Consider the following 20,402-nt stretch of genomic DNA (forward strand, 5'->3'; position numbering starts at 1 on the left):
GGCTTTTAGCGACATTTTGACTGTCTGGGGCAAATGGTAGGGTTGTTGACAATCCCTATACAAAACGATTGAGATGAACTTTAACAACTTTACGATAAAATCACAGGAAGCCCTTCAACAGGCCCAGCAGCTGGCACAGGAAATGGGGCATCAACAAATAGAAAACGAACATCTTTTCAAGGCCATTGGTCTGGTTGATGAAAACGTGTTGCCGTTCATTCTAAAAAAATTGAACGTGAACACTGCCTTGCTCACCCAAATCTTGGACAAAGAATTGGAGAGCTTCTCCAAAGTTTCAGGAGGTGACATTATGCTCTCCCAAAACGCTGGCAAATCTTTGAATGAAGCCAATATTGTTGCCAAAAAGATGGGCGATGAATTTGTATCCATTGAGCATTTGCTCCTGGCCATTTTCAAATCCAAGAGCAAAATTGCCCAAATACTCAAAGATCAAGGGGTAAGCGAAAAAGACTTAAATGCTGCCATCCAAGAATTGCGAAAAGGAGGAAAAGTTACCTCCCAAAGTGCTGAGGACACCTATAATTCTTTGGATAAATATGCCAAAAACCTCAACCAACTGGCAGATAACGGCAAGTTAGATCCCGTAATTGGACGTGATGAGGAAATTCGACGCGTATTGCAAATTCTTTCCCGTAGAACCAAGAACAACCCCATGCTTGTGGGGGAACCCGGTGTTGGTAAAACCGCAATAGCAGAAGGATTGGCACATAGAATTGTTCAGGGTGACATTCCGGAAAACTTGAAAGACAAGATTATCTATTCCTTGGATATGGGTGCCTTGATTGCAGGGGCAAAATTTAAAGGAGAGTTTGAGGAGCGCTTAAAAGCCGTGATTAAGGAAGTTACTTCGTCGGATGGTGACATAGTGTTGTTCATTGATGAAATTCACACCTTGGTTGGAGCTGGAGGTGGACAAGGCGCCATGGACGCGGCCAACATTCTAAAACCAGCCTTGGCGCGTGGAGAATTGAGAGCCATTGGGGCCACTACCCTTGATGAATACCAAAAGTATTTTGAAAAGGACAAGGCTCTGGAGCGTAGGTTCCAAAAAGTGGTCATTGATGAGCCCGACACTGAAAGTGCCATCTCCATTTTAAGGGGAATCAAGGAAAAATACGAGACCCATCACAAGGTGCGTATCAAGGATGAGGCAGTCATCTCTGCTGTAGAACTGTCACAGCGTTACATCACCAATCGCTTTTTACCGGACAAGGCCATTGACCTTATGGATGAAGCAGCATCTAAACTCAGAATGGAAATCAATTCCAAACCCGAAGAACTGGATGTGCTGGACCGAAAAATAATGCAGCTGGAAATTGAGATTGAGGCCATTAAACGGGAAAACGATAAGGCCAAGTTGCAATCCTTGAATCTGGAACTGGCCAATTTGAAGGAAGAGCGCAATGAAATCTTTGCGCAATGGGAAAGTGAGAAAAGTGTGGTGGACAATATCCAAAAGACAAAACATGATATTGAAAACTATAAGCTGGAAGCAGAAAGAGCTGAGCGTAATGGGGATTATGGCAAGGTTGCCGAGCTACGCTATGGCAAAATCAAGGAATCCCAAGAAAATCTCCAAAAGCTACAGGATGAACTGGCGGCCCAACAAACGGCTGGCACCTTGATCAAGGAAGAAGTGACCAACGAAGATATTGCGGAGGTGGTTGCCAAATGGACAGGGATTCCCGTGACCAAAATGCTGCAGAGCGAGCGGGAAAAACTGTTGCAACTGGAGGACGTACTCCACAAACGTGTGGTTGGCCAAGAAGAGGCCATAACAGCCGTTTCCGATGCCATCCGAAGAAGTCGGGCCGGCTTGCAGGATGCCAAAAAACCCATTGGTTCCTTCCTCTTTTTGGGAAGTACGGGAGTAGGTAAAACGGAATTGGCCAAAACCTTGGCCGCCTATCTCTTTGATGACGAAAATGCCATTACGCGTATTGATATGAGTGAATACCAGGAGCGGCATGCAGTAAGCAGATTGGTAGGAGCACCTCCTGGATACGTGGGCTATGACGAAGGAGGTCAGTTGACCGAGGCCGTTCGGAGAAAACCTTATTCCGTTGTGCTTTTGGATGAAATTGAAAAGGCACACCCTGACACCTTCAACATTCTATTGCAGGTATTGGATGAGGGTAGACTTACGGACAATAAAGGTCGCGTGGCCGATTTCAAAAATGCGATCATAATTATGACCAGTAATATGGGAAGTCCCATCATCCAGGAAAAATTTGAGGATGCAACGGATCTGGACAATGCAGCCGAAGCAGCCAGAATGGAAGTAATGGGATTGCTTCGCAAAACCATACGCCCTGAGTTTTTAAATAGGATTGATGACATTATTATGTTCACTCCGTTGGATAAAGCCAATATCAAGGAAATTGTTCGTCTTCAATTGGAACAGCTCAAAAAAATGGTATCCAAACAGCACATTACTTTGGATGCCACGGAGGAGGCCATTGATTATTTGGCCATTAAAGGGTATGATCCCCAATTTGGAGCAAGGCCCGTTAAACGGTTGATCCAAAAAGAGGTCTTGAATAATTTATCCAAAGAACTGTTAGCAGGTAAAATTAAAGCCGAGAGCATTGTTTTATTGGATTCGTTTGATGATAAATTAGTTTTCAGAAACCAGAGTGAGCTGGTAAACTAAGCTCGCTTCACTATAAATCAAGCCCCAATTTTTAATGAAGTTGGGGCTTTTTGATTTTCTTCAATTTACACCATATAATCACAAAATAGCACACATCTGAACGCAATATTTCATTGCAAATCTTTATTTTAGGGGCTTTTATAAAATCCAGCCATGCCAATTGTAATAGCCGTTCTCGGCATTTTAATCCTGTTTGTCTTAATAGCCCGATTTAAATTGAATGCCTTTTTGGCTTTCATCGTTGTTTGTCTTTTCGTTGGAATTTTCCAAGGGATGCAGCTTCCGGATATTGTCCAATCCATACAGCGTGGAATAGGCAATACGCTGGGCTTTCTTGTGCTTATTTTGGGTCTTGGGGCCATGCTGGGCAAATTGGTTGCCGATAGCGGTGCAGCCCAACGGATCACCACCAGGTTAGTGGATGTCTTTGGGGTTAAAAATGTCCAATGGGCCATGGTAGTTACCGGTTTTATCGTGGGAATTCCCATGTTCTATTCCGTGGGCTTTGTGATTTTGATCCCTTTGGTTTTTACCATTGCCATCTCCACGGGTTTACCGCTTCTTTATGTGGGTCTTCCTATGCTGACTTCACTTTCCGTAACTCATGGGTATCTTCCGCCCCACCCTGCACCAACAGCTATAGCGGCCATGTTCAACGCAGACATTGGAAAAACTTTGATGTATGGTATTATCATAGCGATTCCTGCCATTTTGGTGGCTGGGCCTTTGTTCGCTAGAACCATTAAAAAAGTAGAGGCCAAGCCCCTCAAAGAATTTTACAATCCTGTTTTAATCCCTGAAGAGAAGTTGCCCTCCACAGCCATCAGTATTTTGACTGCACTTTTGCCCATCATTTTAATAGGCCTTGCCATTGCGGCGGAAAATCTGCTGCCCGAAGGAGTCCTGAGAGATATCATGATGTTTCTTGGTAATCCTGTGATTGCCCTTCTCATTTCAGTACTCATGGCCATATACACCCTTGGAATTGCAAGAGGTAAGGACATGAAAACGGTGATGCAATCTATTTCCACATCCGTTTCCACCATTACCATGATTTTATTGATTATCGCAGGAGCGGGTGCGCTTAAGGAGGTTTTAATAGATAGCAAGGTTAGCGAATACATCGCTTCCAGTTTGGAAGGTTCAGCCGTTTCTCCCCTGGTTTTGGCCTGGTTGATTGCAACTGCCATTCGGGTTAGCGTGGGTTCTGCCACCGTCGCTGGACTAACAGCTGCGGGTATTGTATTACCTTTGGCTTCCAGCGCCAATGTAAGTGCCGAACTCATGGTTTTGGCCATCGGTTCCGGAAGTTTAATGCTGTCCCACGTCAACGATACAGGATTTTGGATGTTTAAAGAATACTTCAACCTTTCTGTAAAGGAAACCTTGTCCACCTGGACCGTAATGGAAACCCTAGTAGGCATCATGGGACTGTTGGGTGTCCTGGCAATGAATATGATAATCTAAATACTATGAGCACATCACCTTCGGAACGTATAAAAGAACTAGGCCTTGTACTGCCGCCTGCACCTCCCCCAGCTGGGGTCTATAGACCTATTTTGGTCGTTGACAACTTTCTGTATGTATCTGGCCAAGGTCCTGTAAACCTGGATGGTTCCCTAATGAAAGGGCGAGCCGGTGATGACTTGGACAAGGACGCCGCCAAGCTGGCAGCAAGACAGGTTGGCCTTACCATGTTATCCACCATCAACACGCATTTTGGAAGCTTAGATCGCATAGCGCGTGTGGTCAAGGTACTGGGAATGGTCAATTGTACTCCAGATTTTGGAAAACAACCCTATGTGATCAATGGGTTCAGTGAGCTTATGGCCGATGTTTTCGGAACTGAAAGTGGGATAGGCGTTCGAAGCGCTGTTGGCATGATGCTTCCTGAGAATATTCCTGTGGAAATAGAAGCCATGTTTCAGCTAAAAAGCTGATGGCGTGCTTTTTGAAAAGATGTATTTCAATATTTATTTCAACACATTTTCATGCTGATTTTTGACGCACACTTGGATCTAGCCATGAATGCCCTGGAATGGAATCGAGATCTTCGACTTCCTGTTTCCGAGATTCGTGAACTGGAAAAAGGGATGACAGATAAACCAGATCGCGAGAAGAACACAGTTTCTTTGGATGCAATGCGCAAAGGCAATGTAGGGCTCTGTGTGGCTACGCAGATAGCCCGCTTTTCAGACCGTAACAATCCACTTCCCGGTTGGAATTCGCAACAGCAAGCGTGGGCCCAGACCCAAGGGCAGTTGGCTTGGTATCGAGCTATGGAAAAGGAAGGGGAAATGGTTCAAATTTCAAATCTTCCCAGTTTAAATACCCACTTGGAACAATGGCAAAAGACCAAAGGCCATAAACCTATTGGCTATATACTTAGTTTGGAAGGTGCAGATTCCATCGTGGACATGGATTACCTGGAACAAGCCCATGCATCAGGGCTTAGGGCCATAGGACCTGCACATTACGGTCCAGGGGTGTATGCCCATGGAACGGATTCTGTGGGAGGTATTGGGATAAAGGGGAAAACCTTATTAAAAAAAATAGAGGAGCTAAACCTTATTTTGGATGCCACGCATTTATGTGATGAAAGTTTTTGGGAAACCATGAAATACCACAATGGTCCAGTATGGGCCAGCCACAGTAATTGCAGGGAATTGGTAGAGCACAATCGGCAATTTTCAGATGATCAAATTAAGGAATTGATACAGCGCAAGGCAGTTATTGGGATACCACTGGATGCTTGGATGATGGTTCCCAATTGGGTTCGTGGTAAGTCGGATCCCAAAAGTATGGGGGTAGCCCTTGAACAGATGATTGACAACATAGATCATATCTGCCAACTCGCGGGCAATGCAGATCACGTAGGAATAGGTACCGATTTGGACGGGGCTTTTGGCAAGGAACAATCTCCCGCGGACTTGGACACTATAGCAGATTTACAGCAAGTTCCCGGGCTCTTATCACAACGTGGATACAATACCGGGGCCATTGAAAATATTATGAACCAAAACTTTATTCGCTTTTTACAACGCGTCTGGGCCTGATGTTAAAAATTTCAGCATGTTGATACCCAACAGTATATTTTTATATATTAGCTACGACCAACTAAACCCAAAATGTCTACCAAAGCCGAACGAACCACAGCTTATATTATAGAGACAGTTGCGCCCATATTTAACAAGTTTGGTTATGTGGGAACCAGCATGAGCGATCTTACCGAAGCAACAGGACTTACCAAAGGGGCCATTTACGGAAATTTTGAAAATAAGGAATCCCTTGCCATGTCGGCCTTTGAATATAACCGCAACCATTTGTTGGCCATTATTGACGATAAACTGGCGGTGGAAGGAAGAGCCATGGATAAAATTCATTCGCTATTGCGATTTTATAGGCAATACGATGTGTATACCTTGCCCATGGGCGGATGCCCCATATTAAATGTTGGAGTAGACGCACAACACAACAACCATTTATTGGCTGCTGCCGTTAAGGAAACCATTAAAGAAATTGAAGGGAAGATTGCATTGGTCTTGGAAAATGGCTCTAAAAATGGTGAAATCCATATACCAGTTCCCCCACTTCAATTTGCGAAGCAATTGTTTACTATGCTTCAAGGTGCTATTACCATGTCCACAATGACCAGAGATCGCAAATACTTGGTCAATACCATTGCGTATTTGGAGCAATTGGTGCAGCGAGAGATCAAGAAATAAAGAATTGGTTTCTTATTTTGCCCGTACTCTAAAAATCCAGGTTTTATCCGGATATTTTCCATCCAACTTACTGTCTCGCGCCCTGCGGGCCTCGTTCATAGTGTTGTACCGACCCAAATACACGTACCTATACTTGTTCAAAGCTCTATAAAAGGATTTAGGGTTCAATCCGTCCTTGGTAAGTTTGGCCATGAAAGCATCATGATATTTCTTGGTTCCGAAGACATTGGCAATCAGGTAAAATCCAGGTTCAAGACCATCAGCACTGGCCACCTCCTCATATTTTTCATTGCCTTGCAATTCTACCTTTTCATTTTGAACTTTGGCTATGCTGTCCTTCCGTCTCTGTTCAGCCAATAATCTGGCCCTGTCCAATGCAGCGGCAGCAATGGAATCCTGTTTTTTCTGTTCTTCAACAACCGCGCTTTCCCGTTCCTGGCGTTCTTGTTCCGCTGCCAAACGATTTTCTTCTTCCTGCTGTTTTCTGGCTTCCTCTTCAAGCTGTTTTCTTTCTTCCTCCTGGAGTTTTCTGTTTTCTTCCTCTTGTATCCTCTTCTCCTCTTCCTGTTTTTGATTCTCCAATTCTTGTTGTAGCTCTTCCTCCTGCTGCATACGTAAGCGGGCTAGCTCATCATCTTTTTCCCAATCAAAGTCCACCACTTTTTTCCGGTTGTCCGAAGCGGCTCCATGATATGAGAGGATTAATTCAAATGTGGATTTCTCATCCCTTAGGGTATTATCTGTTCCCTTTTCTATGAGGCCTCCAATGGAAAATTGATTTGCAAAAGTTACCCCTACTCCTCCAGAGATACCATAAAAACCATTATAGCCCGCTTGAACCCAAAATCTTGAGGTGGAAAGCAATCCATTGATTCCAAACTGGGTATCCTCATCCGGGATAGTTTTTAAATAAATCATTGGCCGCACAAAACTAGGGCCCAGTCCGTTGAACAACGAAATCGGAAAATCGTTACTGATGGTTCCCAGTACCACCGTTCCTCCATCTCCCCTACCTGCACCGCTCTCAGAAAAATTAACATCTATGGCATTTTCTATGGACAAACCCAGGTTGAACTGGTTTACTTGTAATCGGACCGCTGGGGAAAACGCCAGGATAAAGTCGTTTGTGGTTTCCAGTTCAGGTAATTCAATATCTGGGTTGGGAATAAAACGGTCATCCGCAAGTTTTTCCCTAAAACCAAAAACGTTGGCCCCCACAAATATCTTAATATCATTTTCCAAAGGGAAAGCATGGACATAGTTCAGGTTCAAACCTGTATTCAAAAATGTACCTGTATTGTGTTGTAAAAATCCAACCCCAGCCGCTGCATTGGAGTTTATGAGTTGGGTGTAATTCGTAAAAATGGTAGTTGGGTCACCGTCAACCGTCTGCCATTGCCATCGCGTCCATATGGACATGGCATTGGGTCTATTCCAATCCAATGCAAAAGTTGGGTTCAATAGGCTGGCATTGAACTGGCTCAGGTTATGCTGCCGAAAATCAGCAGGCAAGGTGCGTTCCTGTGATCTAAGAATCGACACAGGAAGTAGCAATAAAAGCCATGCCAAATGTTTGAGCATACGATAAACTAAAATTTAAACGTTACTTTTAAACACAACAAGTGTAAAATTCAGGGAAACTTAGATCAGTATTTATGCGAATGACCAAGCTTATTATCGCCATTGCATTTTGTTCTATTGCAGTTGTGGGATGCAACGAGACAACTAAAGATATGGAAATTACAGAAGATCCCGTGATTTCCACATTTTATTTTATCAGACATGCCGAAAAAGACAGAACCGACCCTGAAAATAAAGACCCTGAATTGAATCAGGATGGTTTAAACCGAGCTATTAGATGGGCCGAGGTGTTTGATCCCATTGATTTGGATGCGGTATATTCCACCAATTATGAGCGCACTTCCATGACTGCAGCTCCTACTTCTGTAAAAAAGAACATTCCCATAAAGTATTATGATCCTACCTCCCTGGATATCGAGGCCTTTAAGAGTTCCAACGAGCGATTGAGTGTGCTGGTGGTGGGACACAGCAACACCACCCCGGATTTTGTCAATAAAATGTTGGGGATTGATAAATATCAATCAATGGATGACACGGACAACAGTAGTCTTTTTATTATCCGGATCATTGACGGGGAAGCCACTGACCTTCGTTTACAAATAGACTGATCAGGGAGTCACTTCAATATCCGTAAGTTCAATTTTGGACAGGAGCTCCAAGCCACCTTCTTCAAACATTTTGCCAATTTCCAATAGAGCCGTTCCCTTTTTTTTGGGTTTGAAATTATTGTAATCCACAAAGCGTATTCCTTCTACGAATCTTTCATTATATGCCTCCCTAAAACGCTGTCCCCCTCCATCGGTGTGATAGTCGTAAGCCAAATAATCTGCCTTAAAAGTTTCAGTGTTAAACCAATAGATGTAGGTGTCATCAAAATCCTTCCCGCCCCCTTCTTGCTCAAAGGTTACCTTTAATTTGAAATAGGGCACTCCTTTAATGGTTTCGGTTCCCAAAAGCTCCTTATTTACGGCCCTGTCGTTCAAACCATAGGGCAATCGCGCAAAATAGTGTACCGAGTTTACAGAATTTGCATATTTGAAAGCCAAGGTATCAGGTAAGGACACCAAGGAATCATTGAAATAGCGTTTCAAATCGGAATTGGTCTTAACATCCTTGATAGTTACTGAATCCAAATAGGTGATGCGTTCCAAAACCTTCTTGCCATTATCTATCTGCGAACTGTATTTTCTACCTCTAAACTTGAATGAGCTTGCATGGGTCTTGTACAAAAGTCCACCACTGACTTCAATGGATTTGTCCACAATTTCTTGGGCTGTCAGTTGGGTTTTGGATTGTTGTTTACAGGACAGGGTAAGTACCAAAATCAATCCAAAAAAAACAGGTTTCATAAAAATCGGTTTCATAGATAATCGTAAAATTCAATACAACATTACAAAGAGTTTCTATTTTTGTCCCAATGCAGAAAAACATTAACATAAAAAACAAGCGCGCCAGATTCGATTACGAAATTTTGGACACCTACACGGCTGGAATAGTTTTAGGTGGGACCGAGATAAAATCCATCCGATTGGGCAAGGCTTCGCTATCCCAGAGTTTTTGCGAGTTCAACGAGCGTGGGGAGCTTTTTGTGATCAATATGCAAGTGGATGAGTATAGTCATGGAGGGTATTACAATCACAAACCCAAAGCGGAACGCAAACTTTTACTCAACAAAAGAGAACTAAAAAAACTGCGCAGGGAGGTAACCACTTCTGGACTTACCATAATTCCGATCAACCTGTTTATAAATGAGAAAGGGCTTGCCAAAGTAAATATTGGCCTAGCCAAGGGTAAAAAACTTTACGACAAAAGGGAAACGATAAAAGACAGGGACAACAAACGTGATTTATCCCGAATCAAAAAGAACTTTAACCGTTAAGGAAATCAATTTTTGTTTTCTAGCAACGGCACAAACCTAAAGGCTCCCAACTCCTGTTTTTCAAATTCCTTTTCAGATTTTCGCGTGAACAAGGTCATGGTCTGACTGTCCACACCCACAGGAATCACCAACTTTCCTCCTACTTTCAATTGGGACATTAGGGCCTTGGGTACTTTTGGCGCTCCAGCTGTGACAATGATACCATTAAAGGGGGCTTCTTCCGGTAAACCCTTGTAGCCATCACCAAAAACCACTTTTTTGGGTCTATAGTTCATTTTGGTGAAGAACAACTTGGTCTTTTTAAATAGTTCTTGTTGTCGCTCAATCGTATAAACTTTGGCCTTTAGGTGCAACAAAACAGCTGTCTGATATCCACTTCCCGTACCAATTTCCAAAATTCTGTCGTTGGGCTTTATCTGCAAAAGCTCTGTTTGGAAAGCAACGGTGTAGGGCTGGGAAATGGTCTGTTCCGCCCCAATGGGAAAGGCCTTGTCCTGATAGGCATGATCCTCAAACCCACTATCCAAAAAAAGATGTCTGGGAATGGTCCTGATAGCATCCAATACGTTCTTGTCCGCTATTCCCTTGGCAACCAGTACATCGGCCAATTGGTTGCGCATACCCTTATGTTTGTGTGTATCTTTCATGGTGTTGGTCTGGCCCACGAATTTAAAAAGTTCCCTTGAAAATTAATAGCGGGTTGCCAGCTAATTTTCATGGAAGAGTGGTGCCATATCCTTATTTTTGACAAAAACAATGGGTATGCTAAAAGTAGGCGTCCTTGGTGCCGGACATTTGGGTAAAATCCACCTAAGGCTCTTAAACGAATCGGAGAAATACGAACTTGTTGGCTTTTATGATCCCGATGAAATCAATGCTAAAAAAGTAGCGGCCGAATTTGGTTACTCCTACATTGAAAACATCAATGAATTAATTGATTTGGTTGATGTGGTGGACATTGTAACCCCTACTCTTTCCCATTTTGATTGTGCCAAAAAAGCCATTGAAAAAGGGCGGCATATCTTTATTGAAAAACCGATTACCAACACCTTGGATGAAGCCGAACAACTGCTCGGACTAGTGAATCAACACAAGGTAAAAGGACAGGTGGGGCATGTGGAGCGATTCAATCCAGCTTTTTTGGCGGTCAAGGATAAGATTGACACCCCCATGTTCATCGAAACACATCGTTTGGCCGAATTTAACCCAAGGGGAACGGATGTTCCCGTGGTCTTGGATCTCATGATTCACGACATCGATGCCATTTTAAGTGTGGTAAATTCCCAAGTGAAACAAATCAACGCCAGTGGGGTTTCCGTCATTAGTAAATCTCCTGACATTGCCAATGCGCGTATCGAATTTGAGAACGGTTGCGTGGCCAACCTTACCTCCAGTAGAATTTCCCTGAAGAATATGAGGAAATCAAGGTTTTTCCAACGGGATGCCTACATCTCGGTGGATTTCTTGGAGAAGAAGGTGGAAGTGGTGAAGATGAAAGACGCACCGGAACAACCCGGGGATTTTGACATGATCTTGCAAAATGCAGAGGGAGAAAAGAAGCAAATCTATTTTGAAAACCCCGACATTCAAGCCAATAATGCCATTTTGGACGAGTTGGAAACCTTTGCAGATGCCATCAACACAGATACAGAACCCATTGTGACCTTGGAACAAGGAACCAAAGCCCTGCGCGTGGCCTTACAAATTATTGAATCCTTCTAAAAGTGATTCGCTCAAGTTTAAAGCAAACTACCTTATGAAAACTATAGCTGTAATTGGAGCTGGAACCATGGGAAATGGAATTGCCCATGTTTTTGCCCAAAACGGATTTCAGGTCAACCTTATTGATATCGCCCAATCATCCTTGGACAAAGGTTTGGCAAACATTGCCAAAAACCTGGATCGTATGATTGCCAAGGAGAAAATTTCCGCAGAGGATAAGAAAAACACCTTGGAAAACATTACAACCTTTACCGTGTTGAAGGAAGGCGTGGCCCAAGTGGATTTGGTGGTTGAAGCAGCTACGGAAAATCTGGACATTAAACTGGGCATTTTTAAAGAACTGGATGAAATCTGTGATGCTAAAACCCTGTTGGCCACCAATACCTCCTCCATTTCCATAACCCAGATTGCTGCAGCTACCCATAGACCAGAGAAGGTCATTGGGATGCATTTCATGAATCCAGTGCCCATTATGAAATTGGTGGAAATCATCCGTGGTTACAGTACTTCGGATGAAGTCACCCAAACCATTATGGATCTCTCTTCAAAATTGGGCAAAACACCCACAGAGGTCAACGATTATCCTGGTTTTGTGGCCAATCGCATTTTGATGCCCATGATCAACGAGGCTATTGAAACGCTTTACAATGGAGTGGCAGGCGTACAGGAAATAGACACCGTAATGAAATTGGGTATGGCCCACCCCATGGGACCATTGCAATTGGCAGACTTTATTGGGCTCGACGTGTGTCTATCCATTTTGAAGGTCATGTACGACGGGTTCAAAAACCCGAAATATGCCCCATGCCCCCTTCTGGTCAACATGGTTATGGCCGGTAAGCTTGGCGTAAAGTCCGGGGAAGGATTCTATGATTACTCCGAGTCCAGAAAGGCGGAAAAAGTTGCGAAACAATTTAGCTAGACATGGCCATCATTAAACCTTTTAAAGCCATTCGTCCTGCTGAGGATAAAGCTTCATTTGTGGCCACTCGGTCCTATGAGGAATATTCAAAGGACGAGCGTAAATCGGTTTTAAAGTACAATCCCTTTTCTTTTTTACATATTCTCAATCCTGGATTTAAGTTCCATAAAAACATTTCAGGAAAAGAACGGTTTAGGTTGGTTCACAATCGGTATTTGGAGTTTTTAGAGGATAACATTTTCCTTAAGGATGAAGAAGCCTGTTTTTACCTGTATCAGATATCCAAGGGTAGTTTTAAGACCTTGGGGTTTTTCTGTGCTTGCAGCGTCTTGGACTATCAGAACGACCTTATCCGAAAACACGAAGATACCATTCAGCGAAGGGAAAAACTGTTTGCTGATTATTTGGATACCGTTGGATTCAATGCAGAACCGGTGTTGATGACCTATGCCGATAATTGCACGATCAGTGCAATTTTGAGAACCGAAGCTTCCAAAACTCCTGTATACAATTTTACCACTACGGACAAGTATAATCATCAGCTTTGGAAAATTGAGGATTCTGAAGCTATAAAGCAGCTTCAAAATGCCTTTGATGACATGGATGCGCTTTACATTGCGGATGGGCACCATAGAAGCGCCTCCTCCCATCTGTTGGCCGAGAAGAAAAAAGCCAAAAATGACGGGCATTCGGGAAACGAGGCCTACAACTATTTTATGGCCTATCTCATTCCTGAAACTGAAATAAAGATCTACGAGTTCAACCGTATGGTAAAGGACCTAAATGGTCATTCCAAGGAGGAATTTTTGATTCAGTTAGATGAACTTTTTAGGATTGAAAAGAAAGACGATGGGTTATATAAGCCTACCCAAAAACATCATTTCAGTATGTACTTGGATGGGGAGTTCTATTCCCTCTATTTGCGCAAAAAAGTCTATAAGTTTACCGATGCCCTTAGCGAACTGGATACCCAAATTCTATACAAGACTATTTTGGAACCTATCCTGGGTATTCATGATTTAAGGAATGATAAACGTATTTCCTATGGGTATGGCAAGCACAACGTCATTCAAATGAAAGACGCCATTGACAGTGGAAATTTTGCGGTAGGCTTCAGTTTGGTGCCTACTAGCATTGATGAAATCAAGGCCATTGCGGATGCAGGTCTGGTAATGCCCCCCAAGAGCACCTATATTGAACCCAAACTCCGTAGTGGGTTGGCTATTTACGAATTTTAAGCAGCATGTCAATTAAAGAGAACCTTAAAAACATCAATGATTCCTTGCCAAAGGAGGTCACCCTTGTCGCGGTTTCCAAAACCAAACCTATTGAGACCATACTGGAGGCCTACGAGGCTGGCCAGCGGGTTTTTGGAGAAAACAAAATCCAGGAAATGGCCCAAAAGTGGGAGCAACTTCCCAAGGATATTGAATGGCATATGATCGGTCATGTTCAACGGAATAAGGTAAAGCATATGGCCGATTTCGTTTCAATGATTCATGGGGTGGATAGTTTGCGGCTGCTGGTGGAGATTGATAAACAAGCTAAAAAGCACAATAGGGTCATCCCTTGTCTTTTACAGATGCATATTGCTGAAGAGTCCACCAAATTTGGTTTGGATGAACAGGAGCTACATGAAATTATATCCTCAGAGACCTTTGCCCAACTAGAGCATGTCCAAATCAAGGGGCTAATGGGTATGGCTACCTTTACTGATGATCAGAGCCAGATACGAAAGGAATTTGCCCAATTGAAATCTATATATGATAAGGTGCAAGGTCAATTACCCAGCATTTCTGTACTCTCCATGGGTATGAGCGGGGATTATTCCATTGCCTTAGAGGAAGGTAGTACCATGGTGCGCATAGGAAGTAGTATCTTTGGGGCACGGAATTATAACTAATCCCTTTTTTCCAACCATATTCATGTACGCCGTACTCGATATAGAAAGCACCGGAGGTAAATACAACGAAGAGGGAATCATGGAAATCGCCATCCACAAATATGATGGACATCAAGTAGTGGATAAATTCATGAGCCTTGTCAATCCAGAAAGGGAAATACAGCCTTTTGTTACCAAACTTACCGGTATCAACAACAAAATGCTGCGTACCGCTCCAAAATTCCATGAGGTGGCCAAACGCATAGTGGAAATCACGGAAGGAGCCATTCTGGTGGCACATAATGCCCAGTTTGACTATAGAATCTTGCGTACCGAATTCAGAAGATTGGGATATGATTTTCAACGAAAGACCCTTTGTACGGTTGATCTTTCCAAAAAACTGTTGCCCGAGGCAGAATCCCACAGTTTGGGCAAATTGGTAAGATCGCTTGGGATTCCCATGAGCGATAGGCATAGAGCCAATGGCGATGCCATAGCTACCCTTAAATTGTTTAAAATGTTACTGGACAAGGATTCAAGCAAGTCCATTGTCAAAGAGGTGATCCGTAAAGAAACCGAAGGAGAACTCTCGCCTACCCAACTGGATATTGTATCCGATCTACCATCGGAAACTGGAGTGTACTACATGCACGATAAAGAGGGGGAAATCATTTTTCTGGGAAAGACCAAAAATGCCAAGAAAAGGGTCAACCAGCACTTTACCAATGTAGGGCAGCTGGCCCGTAAACTCCAGAAAGAAACCAAAAAAGTCTCCTTTGAAAGAACTGGCAGCGAGTTGGTGGCCATTCTCAAAGAGTATCAGGAATTGCGAAACAACAACCCTAGGCATAACAGCATTACCAAAAAAAAGTTGTTTTCACATGTCATTAATTTCCATCAAAACGGCACCCCACATATTGAGGTTGAAATTGTAAAAAACAAATTTCGGAAAAAGCAAAACCTCGGATTTAGCGGAGTGGTTTCAGCCAAAAATTTTCTGGCTAAAATCAGTGCTGAGTTTGAACTTTGCCCCTCTTCACTTGGGCTGGATGTTGAATGCAAACACCGTCAAAATGGATGCGCCCAAAGCTGCACGGATATTGAAAATACTCCAGTTTACAATCAAAAAGCCAGTTCGGCATTCCAAAAATACAGCCTATCGGACAAGAACATTGCTATTTTGGACAAAGGTAGGGAAGTGGGAGAACGCAGTTTTATCTTGATCAAAGAGGGTATTTTAAAAGGCTTTGGATATGTGGAGCTCAACCATCAAATAAATAATATTCATATCTTAGAATCCATTATAACCCCTATGACCAGTGACGAGAATACTACCTTTATTGTAGAATCGTACCTAAGAAAAAACAGTAGGCTCAAGGTTTTGGAGTTAACCCCTACCGCTTGAAAGCACATAAAGTACATTCGGGTTGGAAAAACACGCTTCATGAGATTATTTATGAAGCGGATACCCCGTTGGGCAAACTTTTCGACTTAGTTCTGATCATTTTAATTGTGCTCAGTGTTGTTTTGGTCATGCTGGAAAGTGTGAAGGAAATAGACATGCACTACCATAAAATTCTGCTTACACTGGAATGGGTGGTCACTATCTTTTTTACTCTGGAGTACATCGCAAGACTTGTTAGCATAAAAAAGCCTTGGAAGTATGTTTTCAGTTTTTACGGTATTATCGATTTTGTCTCCACCATTCCACTGTACCTTTCCTATATTTTAGCCGGATCGCAGGTGCTATTGGCTGTAAGAGCTTTTAGGCTGCTTCGGATTTTTAGGATTCTGAAGTTGGTGAAATTTATGGGCGAGGCCTCCCAGTTAAAGGCCGCATTAAAAGCGAGCAGGGCCAAGATTGCCGTTTTTATTTACGTGGTGCTCATCCTTTCCGTAATCATGGGAACCGTAATGTACCTAATAGAAAGCGACGAAGCTGGATTTACCAGCATTCCCAGAAGTATATACTGGACTATAGTAACCCTGACTACCGTGGGTTATGGCGACATTGCCCCACAGACCAACTTGGGGCAGTTTTTGGCCACCGTCATCATGATTTTGGGTTACGGAATCATTGCCGTACCCACAGGGATTGTTACTGTTGAATTCTCTAGACATAAAAAGGGACAAACCGCTGCCAGTGTGGTACATACCAATACCCAGGCCTGTCCAAGCTGTTCAGCTGAAGGGCATAGGGATGATGCCACCCACTGCTATAATTGTGGCGAACCATTATGATTTCCAAGACCTTAATTGCCGTAGTGGGGCCTACCGCAATTGGAAAGACGGCCCTGGGTATACATCTTGCCCAACATTTTAACACCGAAATCCTTTCAGCGGATTCACGTCAGTTTTTCAAGGAGATACGAATAGGTACCGCGGTACCTTCCAAAGCCGAACTCAATACTGTTCCACACCACTTTATTCAGCATAAAAGCATTGAAGAACCTTATTCTGTGGGCGATTTTGAACGTGATGCGCTAGCAAAGCTTGAAGCACTTTTTCAATCCAAGGATATTGTGGTTATGGTAGGTGGAAGCGGTCTTTATGTGGATGCAGTTGTCCAAGGTTTGGATGAATTCCCAAAGGTAGACCCTTCCATCAGAGGCCTCTTAAATAAAAAATTGGAAACGGAAGGATTGGAGGCCTTGCAATCTGAACTGGAATCCAAAGACTCGAAATACTATCAAATGGTGGATTTGGACAATCCGCATCGGCTCATCCGTGCCTTGGAAGTTTGTATCGCTTCCGGTAAACCCTACTCCTCCTTTCTAAAACAAAAGAATGATATTCGGCCCTTTCAAACCTTGTATGTTGGGATTTACGCAGATCGTGAAATCATATACAATCGTATCAACTCGCGTGTTGACATTATGATGGATCAGGGATTGTTGGAAGAAGCAAAAAACCTGTACCCCCATAAGCAGCTAAACGCACTTCAAACTGTTGGGTACCGAGAACTTTTTGAGTATTTTGATGGCAAGATCGATTTGGATTTTGCCATCTCTGAAATCAAAAAAAATACCAGGAGATTTGCCAAAAGACAGCTTACCTGGTTACGCAAAAATGAGAACATTCTATGGGTGGATTTTGATACGGATATCAAGGAAGTCTCAAAGAAAATCAACATTGAATTAAAAAGAATACAAAGTGAGTAAGATAACCGTATTGATCGTCATGGGAGTATCTGGAACGGGTAAGTCAACCATTGGAACCATGCTTTCCAAACAATTGGGAATCCCGTTTTTTGACGGTGATGACTACCATCCAGAAGCCAACGTTAAAAAAATGTCGGCGGGACAACCCTTGAACGATCACGACCGTCAAGGTTGGTTGATCCGATTAAACGAATTGGCCAAAGAACACCAAAAGACGGGAGCTGTTATCGCATGCTCTGCATTAAAACAAACTTATAGGGATTTGTTGAGGCAAGGAATGAACCAAAAACTGGCATTTGTATTTTTGGAAGGTTCCTTTGAATTAATAAAATCGAGGTTGGAGAACCGCAAGGGGCACTTTATGACCTCTACCCTACTTCAATCCCAGTTTGATACCTTGGAGCCCCCCGAGGATGCCATCACGGTATCCATCGCCTTACAACCTAACGAAATTACGAATCAGGTTATTCAACAGCTTAAGTAGCAACTTTTTGTCATAAAAAAACCACCCTATTGGGTGGCTGATTATATATGGTGTGTTTTCTACTGGTTTTCCGCTTTGACCACCAATCTAAATCCTTCTCCGTGAATATTCAGAATTTCGACTACATCATCACGCTTCAAATATTTCCTTAGTTTGGCGATGTATACGTCCATACTTCGGGAAGTGAAATAATTATCGTCCCTCCAGATTTTAGTCAATGCCAATTCCCTAGGCATTAGGTCATTTTCATGCAATGCAAGCAAACGCAACAGTTCATTTTCCTTAGGAGACAATTTAATAGGTTCTTCTTCCAAATAAGTGAGGAATCGAAGCTTTGAATTTAGATGGAAATTACCAATTTGAAATTCAAATTGCTTACTGTCTGCCAATGTGCTTGAAGCCTTTCTTTGAAGTATTGCTTTAAGTTTCATCAATAACACTTCAGAATCGAACGGCTTGTTCAAATAATCATCGGCTCCAGCCTTATATCCTTTTAGTACATCTTCTTTCATGGTCTTGGCCGTGAGGAAAATGATTGGAACGTTTTCATTCTTTTCCCGTATTTCACGAGCTAGGGTGAATCCATCCTTATAAGGCATCATGACATCGAGGATGCACACGTCATAATTGTCCTTTTTGAACTTCTCAAACCCTTCCATTCCATTTTTGGCCAGCACAACATCAAAGTCGTTCATGGACAAATAATCCTTGAGCACAATCCCAAAATTGGGGTCATCCTCCACTAAAAGAATTTTCTTTTTCTCTGTCTCCATATTTTCTAAATTAAGGGTAGTTTTATGTAGAAAGTACTTCCTTTTCCTTTTTCACTTTCTGCATAAACCTCACCCTGATGATCTTCTATTATTCGTTTAACATAGGCCAAACCTAAACCGTGACCTTTTACATTGTGTATGTCGCCGGTATGCTCCCGGTAAAACTTCTCAAACACTTTTTTGAGGACCGCCTTGCTCATTCCAGCCCCTTGGTCTTGTATTTTAATTATGATGTTGTTCTTTGCCAACTCTGTATATACATCAATTTTGGGAGATTCTGGTGAATATTTGACGGCATTGTCCAACATGTTGACAATAACATTGGTAAAATGCGTGTCATTTGCCAGAATTTCCGATCGTTCCGCATCCAAATGTGCATGTACATACCCGCCTCTATCTGCAACAATCAATTCTATATGGGTTATGGCATCCTCCACAATCTCATGAACATCTACCCGATCTTTACTGATGTCCAGCTGATTTTTCTCCAGTTTGGATATCCGAAGTACATTTTCAACCTGGGCGTGCATCCGTTTGTTTTCATCCTTGATCATTCCCAGATACCTCAGTACTTTGTCCTTGTCCTCGATAGATTTCGGATTTCGAATGGCCTCCACCGCCAAATTAATGGTCGCTATGGGAGTTTTGAACTCATGGGTCATGTTATTGATAAAGTCGGTCTTAATCTCTGAAATCTGCTTCTGCTTTATCAATTGATAAATGGCACTGGAATAGGCCACCATAATCACCAAGGTGAAAATCAGTGATAAGAGTGCCATTCCCATAATGGACTGGAACAAAAACTTGTTCATGGACGGAAATGTCAGCAGCAATGAAAAACTGGTCTGCCCTTCACTGTCCTTGAAAATCCGGGCCTTGTACATTTTCGATTCCGAAAACTTGAACTTTTTGGACCTTACCTTGGTGGGATAACCTTGACTATAAACTCCGTATTCATAATCGATATCGATGTTTCTATCTCCTAATTCCTGGCTTAACAATAGTTCCAACTCTTGGGTACTTACCCGTTTATGAATAGGTTGGCTTTTGGCGTATTCCATGAACACATCCTCCATTGCCAATTTTTCAATACTGGAAAGTCCGCCAATTTTTTCAGCTCGTTGAATGGGCGTTAGGCTATAACTTTTCCCGTCCAAACCATATTCCTCCCTAAACACGGCCTTCGTCCGTTTACTGGTGAAATTGGTAATGGTTGTGGAATCCACATCCCCCTGTAAATTATTATCAAAGAACGTTGATGATATATTGTAATCCTCTTCCAAAATCCCATGGGAATAGAAGAGTATCTCATCAGAATTTAAATCCCTGTCAACAAACAAAAAATTTCTGAACTGTGTGGTTTTCGGTTGCCCAACACTATCTACCAAGGAAGCCAAACGATCTGAATAATCCTTCATCTCCCTTTTCTCCACCCTACTCGCTACTCTATCCAGTATATCGGTGACCGTTCTTGAGAATTGCTCCTCCTTGTCATTTATCGAAGTTCTTATCCAGTAAACTTGAACAAAAATTATCCCGATAAGGGACAAGCTCATAAGAATGACGAGAAGAACAAATAACTTCTTGTTCATTGGGGTA

The 20,402-nt window shown here is 42.7% G+C and carries 20 protein-coding genes; 15 read left to right on the top strand and 5 right to left on the bottom strand.

The features are described from left to right. The first annotated feature begins 73 nt into the window (after nucleotides 1–73). From clpB to ACOOE0_RS16225, 5 genes are all read left to right on the top strand, one after another. Nucleotides 74–2,674 (top strand): ATP-dependent chaperone ClpB, encoded by a 2,601-nt coding sequence (clpB, locus tag ACOOE0_RS16205; protein WP_420399954.1) that lies wholly within the window; start codon nucleotides 74–76, stop codon nucleotides 2,672–2,674. A 153-nt stretch (nucleotides 2,675–2,827) separates the two neighbouring features. Beyond that, nucleotides 2,828–4,141: a gluconate:H+ symporter gene (locus ACOOE0_RS16210; protein ID WP_420399955.1), complete on the top strand. Its 1,314-nt coding sequence runs from the start codon at nucleotides 2,828–2,830 to the stop codon at nucleotides 4,139–4,141. Between the two features lie 5 nt (nucleotides 4,142–4,146). Then, the gene (locus ACOOE0_RS16215; protein ID WP_420399956.1) at nucleotides 4,147–4,614 is read left to right on the top strand and encodes a RidA family protein; all 468 of its coding nucleotides are present in this window, start codon (nucleotides 4,147–4,149) and stop codon (nucleotides 4,612–4,614) included. 51 nt (nucleotides 4,615–4,665) lie between these two features. Further along, the gene (locus ACOOE0_RS16220; RefSeq protein WP_420399957.1) at nucleotides 4,666–5,730 is read left to right on the top strand and encodes a dipeptidase; all 1,065 of its coding nucleotides are present in this window, start codon (nucleotides 4,666–4,668) and stop codon (nucleotides 5,728–5,730) included. A gap of 72 nt (nucleotides 5,731–5,802) precedes the next feature. Then, complete coding sequence (locus tag ACOOE0_RS16225) at nucleotides 5,803–6,399, top strand: TetR/AcrR family transcriptional regulator (RefSeq protein WP_420399958.1); 597 nt, start codon at nucleotides 5,803–5,805, stop codon at nucleotides 6,397–6,399. Between the two features lie 12 nt (nucleotides 6,400–6,411). Here the strand turns inward: ACOOE0_RS16225 and ACOOE0_RS16230 are convergent, their stop codons facing one another. After that, the gene (locus ACOOE0_RS16230) at nucleotides 6,412–7,980 is read right to left on the bottom strand and encodes a PorP/SprF family type IX secretion system membrane protein (protein ID WP_420399959.1); all 1,569 of its coding nucleotides are present in this window, start codon (nucleotides 7,978–7,980) and stop codon (nucleotides 6,412–6,414) included. Between the two features lie 152 nt (nucleotides 7,981–8,132). Here ACOOE0_RS16230 and ACOOE0_RS16235 point away from each other — a divergent pair, with 152 nt between their 5' ends. Next, nucleotides 8,133–8,588, top strand: coding sequence for a histidine phosphatase family protein (locus ACOOE0_RS16235; protein ID WP_420399960.1), 456 nt, complete (start codon nucleotides 8,133–8,135; stop codon nucleotides 8,586–8,588). Here the strand turns inward: ACOOE0_RS16235 and ACOOE0_RS16240 are convergent, their stop codons facing one another. Next, nucleotides 8,589–9,329 (bottom strand): DUF6503 family protein, encoded by a 741-nt coding sequence (locus ACOOE0_RS16240; RefSeq protein ID WP_420399961.1) that lies wholly within the window; start codon nucleotides 9,327–9,329, stop codon nucleotides 8,589–8,591. Nucleotides 9,330–9,397: 68 nt separating this feature from the next. Here ACOOE0_RS16240 and smpB point away from each other — a divergent pair, with 68 nt between their 5' ends. Further along, entirely contained in the window at nucleotides 9,398–9,859 is a 462-nt protein-coding gene (smpB, locus tag ACOOE0_RS16245; RefSeq protein ID WP_420399962.1) for an SsrA-binding protein SmpB, read from the top strand. Nucleotides 9,860–9,864: 5 nt separating this feature from the next. Here the strand turns inward: smpB and ACOOE0_RS16250 are convergent, their stop codons facing one another. Beyond that, nucleotides 9,865–10,506, bottom strand: a complete 642-nt coding sequence (locus ACOOE0_RS16250; RefSeq protein ID WP_420399963.1) for a protein-L-isoaspartate(D-aspartate) O-methyltransferase — start codon at nucleotides 10,504–10,506, stop codon at nucleotides 9,865–9,867. Between the two features lie 115 nt (nucleotides 10,507–10,621). Between ACOOE0_RS16250 and ACOOE0_RS16255 the strand changes: the two genes are divergently transcribed. From ACOOE0_RS16255 to ACOOE0_RS16290, 8 genes are read left to right on the top strand one after another with little or no spacing between them, the layout of a single operon-like run. Further along, nucleotides 10,622–11,581: a Gfo/Idh/MocA family protein gene (locus ACOOE0_RS16255; protein ID WP_420399964.1), complete on the top strand. Its 960-nt coding sequence runs from the start codon at nucleotides 10,622–10,624 to the stop codon at nucleotides 11,579–11,581. A gap of 34 nt (nucleotides 11,582–11,615) precedes the next feature. Beyond that, entirely contained in the window at nucleotides 11,616–12,503 is an 888-nt protein-coding gene (locus ACOOE0_RS16260) for a 3-hydroxyacyl-CoA dehydrogenase family protein (RefSeq protein WP_420399965.1), read from the top strand. A 2-nt stretch (nucleotides 12,504–12,505) separates the two neighbouring features. Continuing rightward, nucleotides 12,506–13,741 carry a DUF1015 domain-containing protein gene (locus ACOOE0_RS16265; RefSeq protein ID WP_420399966.1) on the top strand — a complete coding sequence of 412 codons (1,236 nt, stop codon included), beginning with the start codon at nucleotides 12,506–12,508 and terminating at the stop codon, nucleotides 13,739–13,741. Between the two features lie 5 nt (nucleotides 13,742–13,746). Continuing rightward, complete coding sequence (locus ACOOE0_RS16270; protein ID WP_420399967.1) at nucleotides 13,747–14,406, top strand: YggS family pyridoxal phosphate-dependent enzyme; 660 nt, start codon at nucleotides 13,747–13,749, stop codon at nucleotides 14,404–14,406. Nucleotides 14,407–14,428: 22 nt separating this feature from the next. Then, a complete protein-coding gene (locus ACOOE0_RS16275; RefSeq protein WP_420399968.1) occupies nucleotides 14,429–15,790 on the top strand; it encodes an exonuclease domain-containing protein in 1,362 nt (453 codons plus the stop codon). After that, entirely contained in the window at nucleotides 15,787–16,626 is an 840-nt protein-coding gene (locus ACOOE0_RS16280; protein ID WP_420399969.1) for an ion transporter, read from the top strand. Before ACOOE0_RS16275 ends, ACOOE0_RS16280 begins: the two co-directional genes overlap by 4 nt. After that, the gene (gene miaA, locus ACOOE0_RS16285) at nucleotides 16,623–17,546 is read left to right on the top strand and encodes a tRNA (adenosine(37)-N6)-dimethylallyltransferase MiaA (RefSeq protein WP_420399970.1); all 924 of its coding nucleotides are present in this window, start codon (nucleotides 16,623–16,625) and stop codon (nucleotides 17,544–17,546) included. The genes ACOOE0_RS16280 and miaA overlap by 4 nt, the downstream gene beginning before the upstream one ends. Further along, nucleotides 17,539–18,030 carry a gluconokinase gene (locus ACOOE0_RS16290; protein ID WP_420399971.1) on the top strand — a complete coding sequence of 164 codons (492 nt, stop codon included), beginning with the start codon at nucleotides 17,539–17,541 and terminating at the stop codon, nucleotides 18,028–18,030. Before miaA ends, ACOOE0_RS16290 begins: the two co-directional genes overlap by 8 nt. A gap of 59 nt (nucleotides 18,031–18,089) precedes the next feature. On the opposite strand, the gene ACOOE0_RS16295 is transcribed toward ACOOE0_RS16290, so the two are convergent. Together ACOOE0_RS16295 and ACOOE0_RS16300 are read right to left on the bottom strand one after the other, a co-directional pair. Then, nucleotides 18,090–18,803, bottom strand: coding sequence for a response regulator transcription factor (locus tag ACOOE0_RS16295; RefSeq protein ID WP_420399972.1), 714 nt, complete (start codon nucleotides 18,801–18,803; stop codon nucleotides 18,090–18,092). 5 nt (nucleotides 18,804–18,808) lie between these two features. Then, nucleotides 18,809–20,395, bottom strand: a complete 1,587-nt coding sequence (locus tag ACOOE0_RS16300) for a sensor histidine kinase (RefSeq protein WP_420399973.1) — start codon at nucleotides 20,393–20,395, stop codon at nucleotides 18,809–18,811. Nucleotides 20,396–20,402: the final 7 nt, after the last annotated feature.

The organism is Flagellimonas sp. (assembly GCF_965215805.1).
Lineage (GTDB): Bacteria > Bacteroidota > Bacteroidia > Flavobacteriales > Flavobacteriaceae > Flagellimonas.

Bases quoted from the DNA above. Each gene is read 5' to 3' on its own strand.
- ACOOE0_RS16265 (WP_420399966.1), top strand. From the start codon at position 12,506: ATGGCCATCATTAAACCTTTTAAAGCCATTCGTCCTGCTGAGGATAAA.
- ACOOE0_RS16260 (WP_420399965.1), top strand. From the start codon at position 11,616: ATGAAAACTATAGCTGTAATTGGAGCTGGAACCATGGGAAATGGAATT.
- ACOOE0_RS16240 (WP_420399961.1), bottom strand. From the start codon at position 9,329: ATGAAACCTGTTTTTTTTGGATTGATTTTGGTACTTACCCTGTCCTGT.
- ACOOE0_RS16235 (WP_420399960.1), top strand. From the start codon at position 8,133: ATGGAAATTACAGAAGATCCCGTGATTTCCACATTTTATTTTATCAGA.
- ACOOE0_RS16230 (WP_420399959.1), bottom strand. From the start codon at position 7,980: ATGCTCAAACATTTGGCATGGCTTTTATTGCTACTTCCTGTGTCGATT.
- miaA (WP_420399970.1), top strand. From the start codon at position 16,623: ATGATTTCCAAGACCTTAATTGCCGTAGTGGGGCCTACCGCAATTGGA.
- ACOOE0_RS16250 (WP_420399963.1), bottom strand. From the start codon at position 10,506: ATGAAAGATACACACAAACATAAGGGTATGCGCAACCAATTGGCCGAT.
- ACOOE0_RS16215 (WP_420399956.1), top strand. From the start codon at position 4,147: ATGAGCACATCACCTTCGGAACGTATAAAAGAACTAGGCCTTGTACTG.
- ACOOE0_RS16220 (WP_420399957.1), top strand. From the start codon at position 4,666: ATGCTGATTTTTGACGCACACTTGGATCTAGCCATGAATGCCCTGGAA.
- ACOOE0_RS16300 (WP_420399973.1), bottom strand. From the start codon at position 20,395: ATGAACAAGAAGTTATTTGTTCTTCTCGTCATTCTTATGAGCTTGTCC.
- smpB (WP_420399962.1), top strand. From the start codon at position 9,398: ATGCAGAAAAACATTAACATAAAAAACAAGCGCGCCAGATTCGATTAC.
- clpB (WP_420399954.1), top strand. From the start codon at position 74: ATGAACTTTAACAACTTTACGATAAAATCACAGGAAGCCCTTCAACAG.
- ACOOE0_RS16255 (WP_420399964.1), top strand. From the start codon at position 10,622: ATGCTAAAAGTAGGCGTCCTTGGTGCCGGACATTTGGGTAAAATCCAC.
- ACOOE0_RS16270 (WP_420399967.1), top strand. From the start codon at position 13,747: ATGTCAATTAAAGAGAACCTTAAAAACATCAATGATTCCTTGCCAAAG.
- ACOOE0_RS16225 (WP_420399958.1), top strand. From the start codon at position 5,803: ATGTCTACCAAAGCCGAACGAACCACAGCTTATATTATAGAGACAGTT.
- ACOOE0_RS16275 (WP_420399968.1), top strand. From the start codon at position 14,429: ATGTACGCCGTACTCGATATAGAAAGCACCGGAGGTAAATACAACGAA.
- ACOOE0_RS16295 (WP_420399972.1), bottom strand. From the start codon at position 18,803: ATGGAGACAGAGAAAAAGAAAATTCTTTTAGTGGAGGATGACCCCAAT.
- ACOOE0_RS16210 (WP_420399955.1), top strand. From the start codon at position 2,828: ATGCCAATTGTAATAGCCGTTCTCGGCATTTTAATCCTGTTTGTCTTA.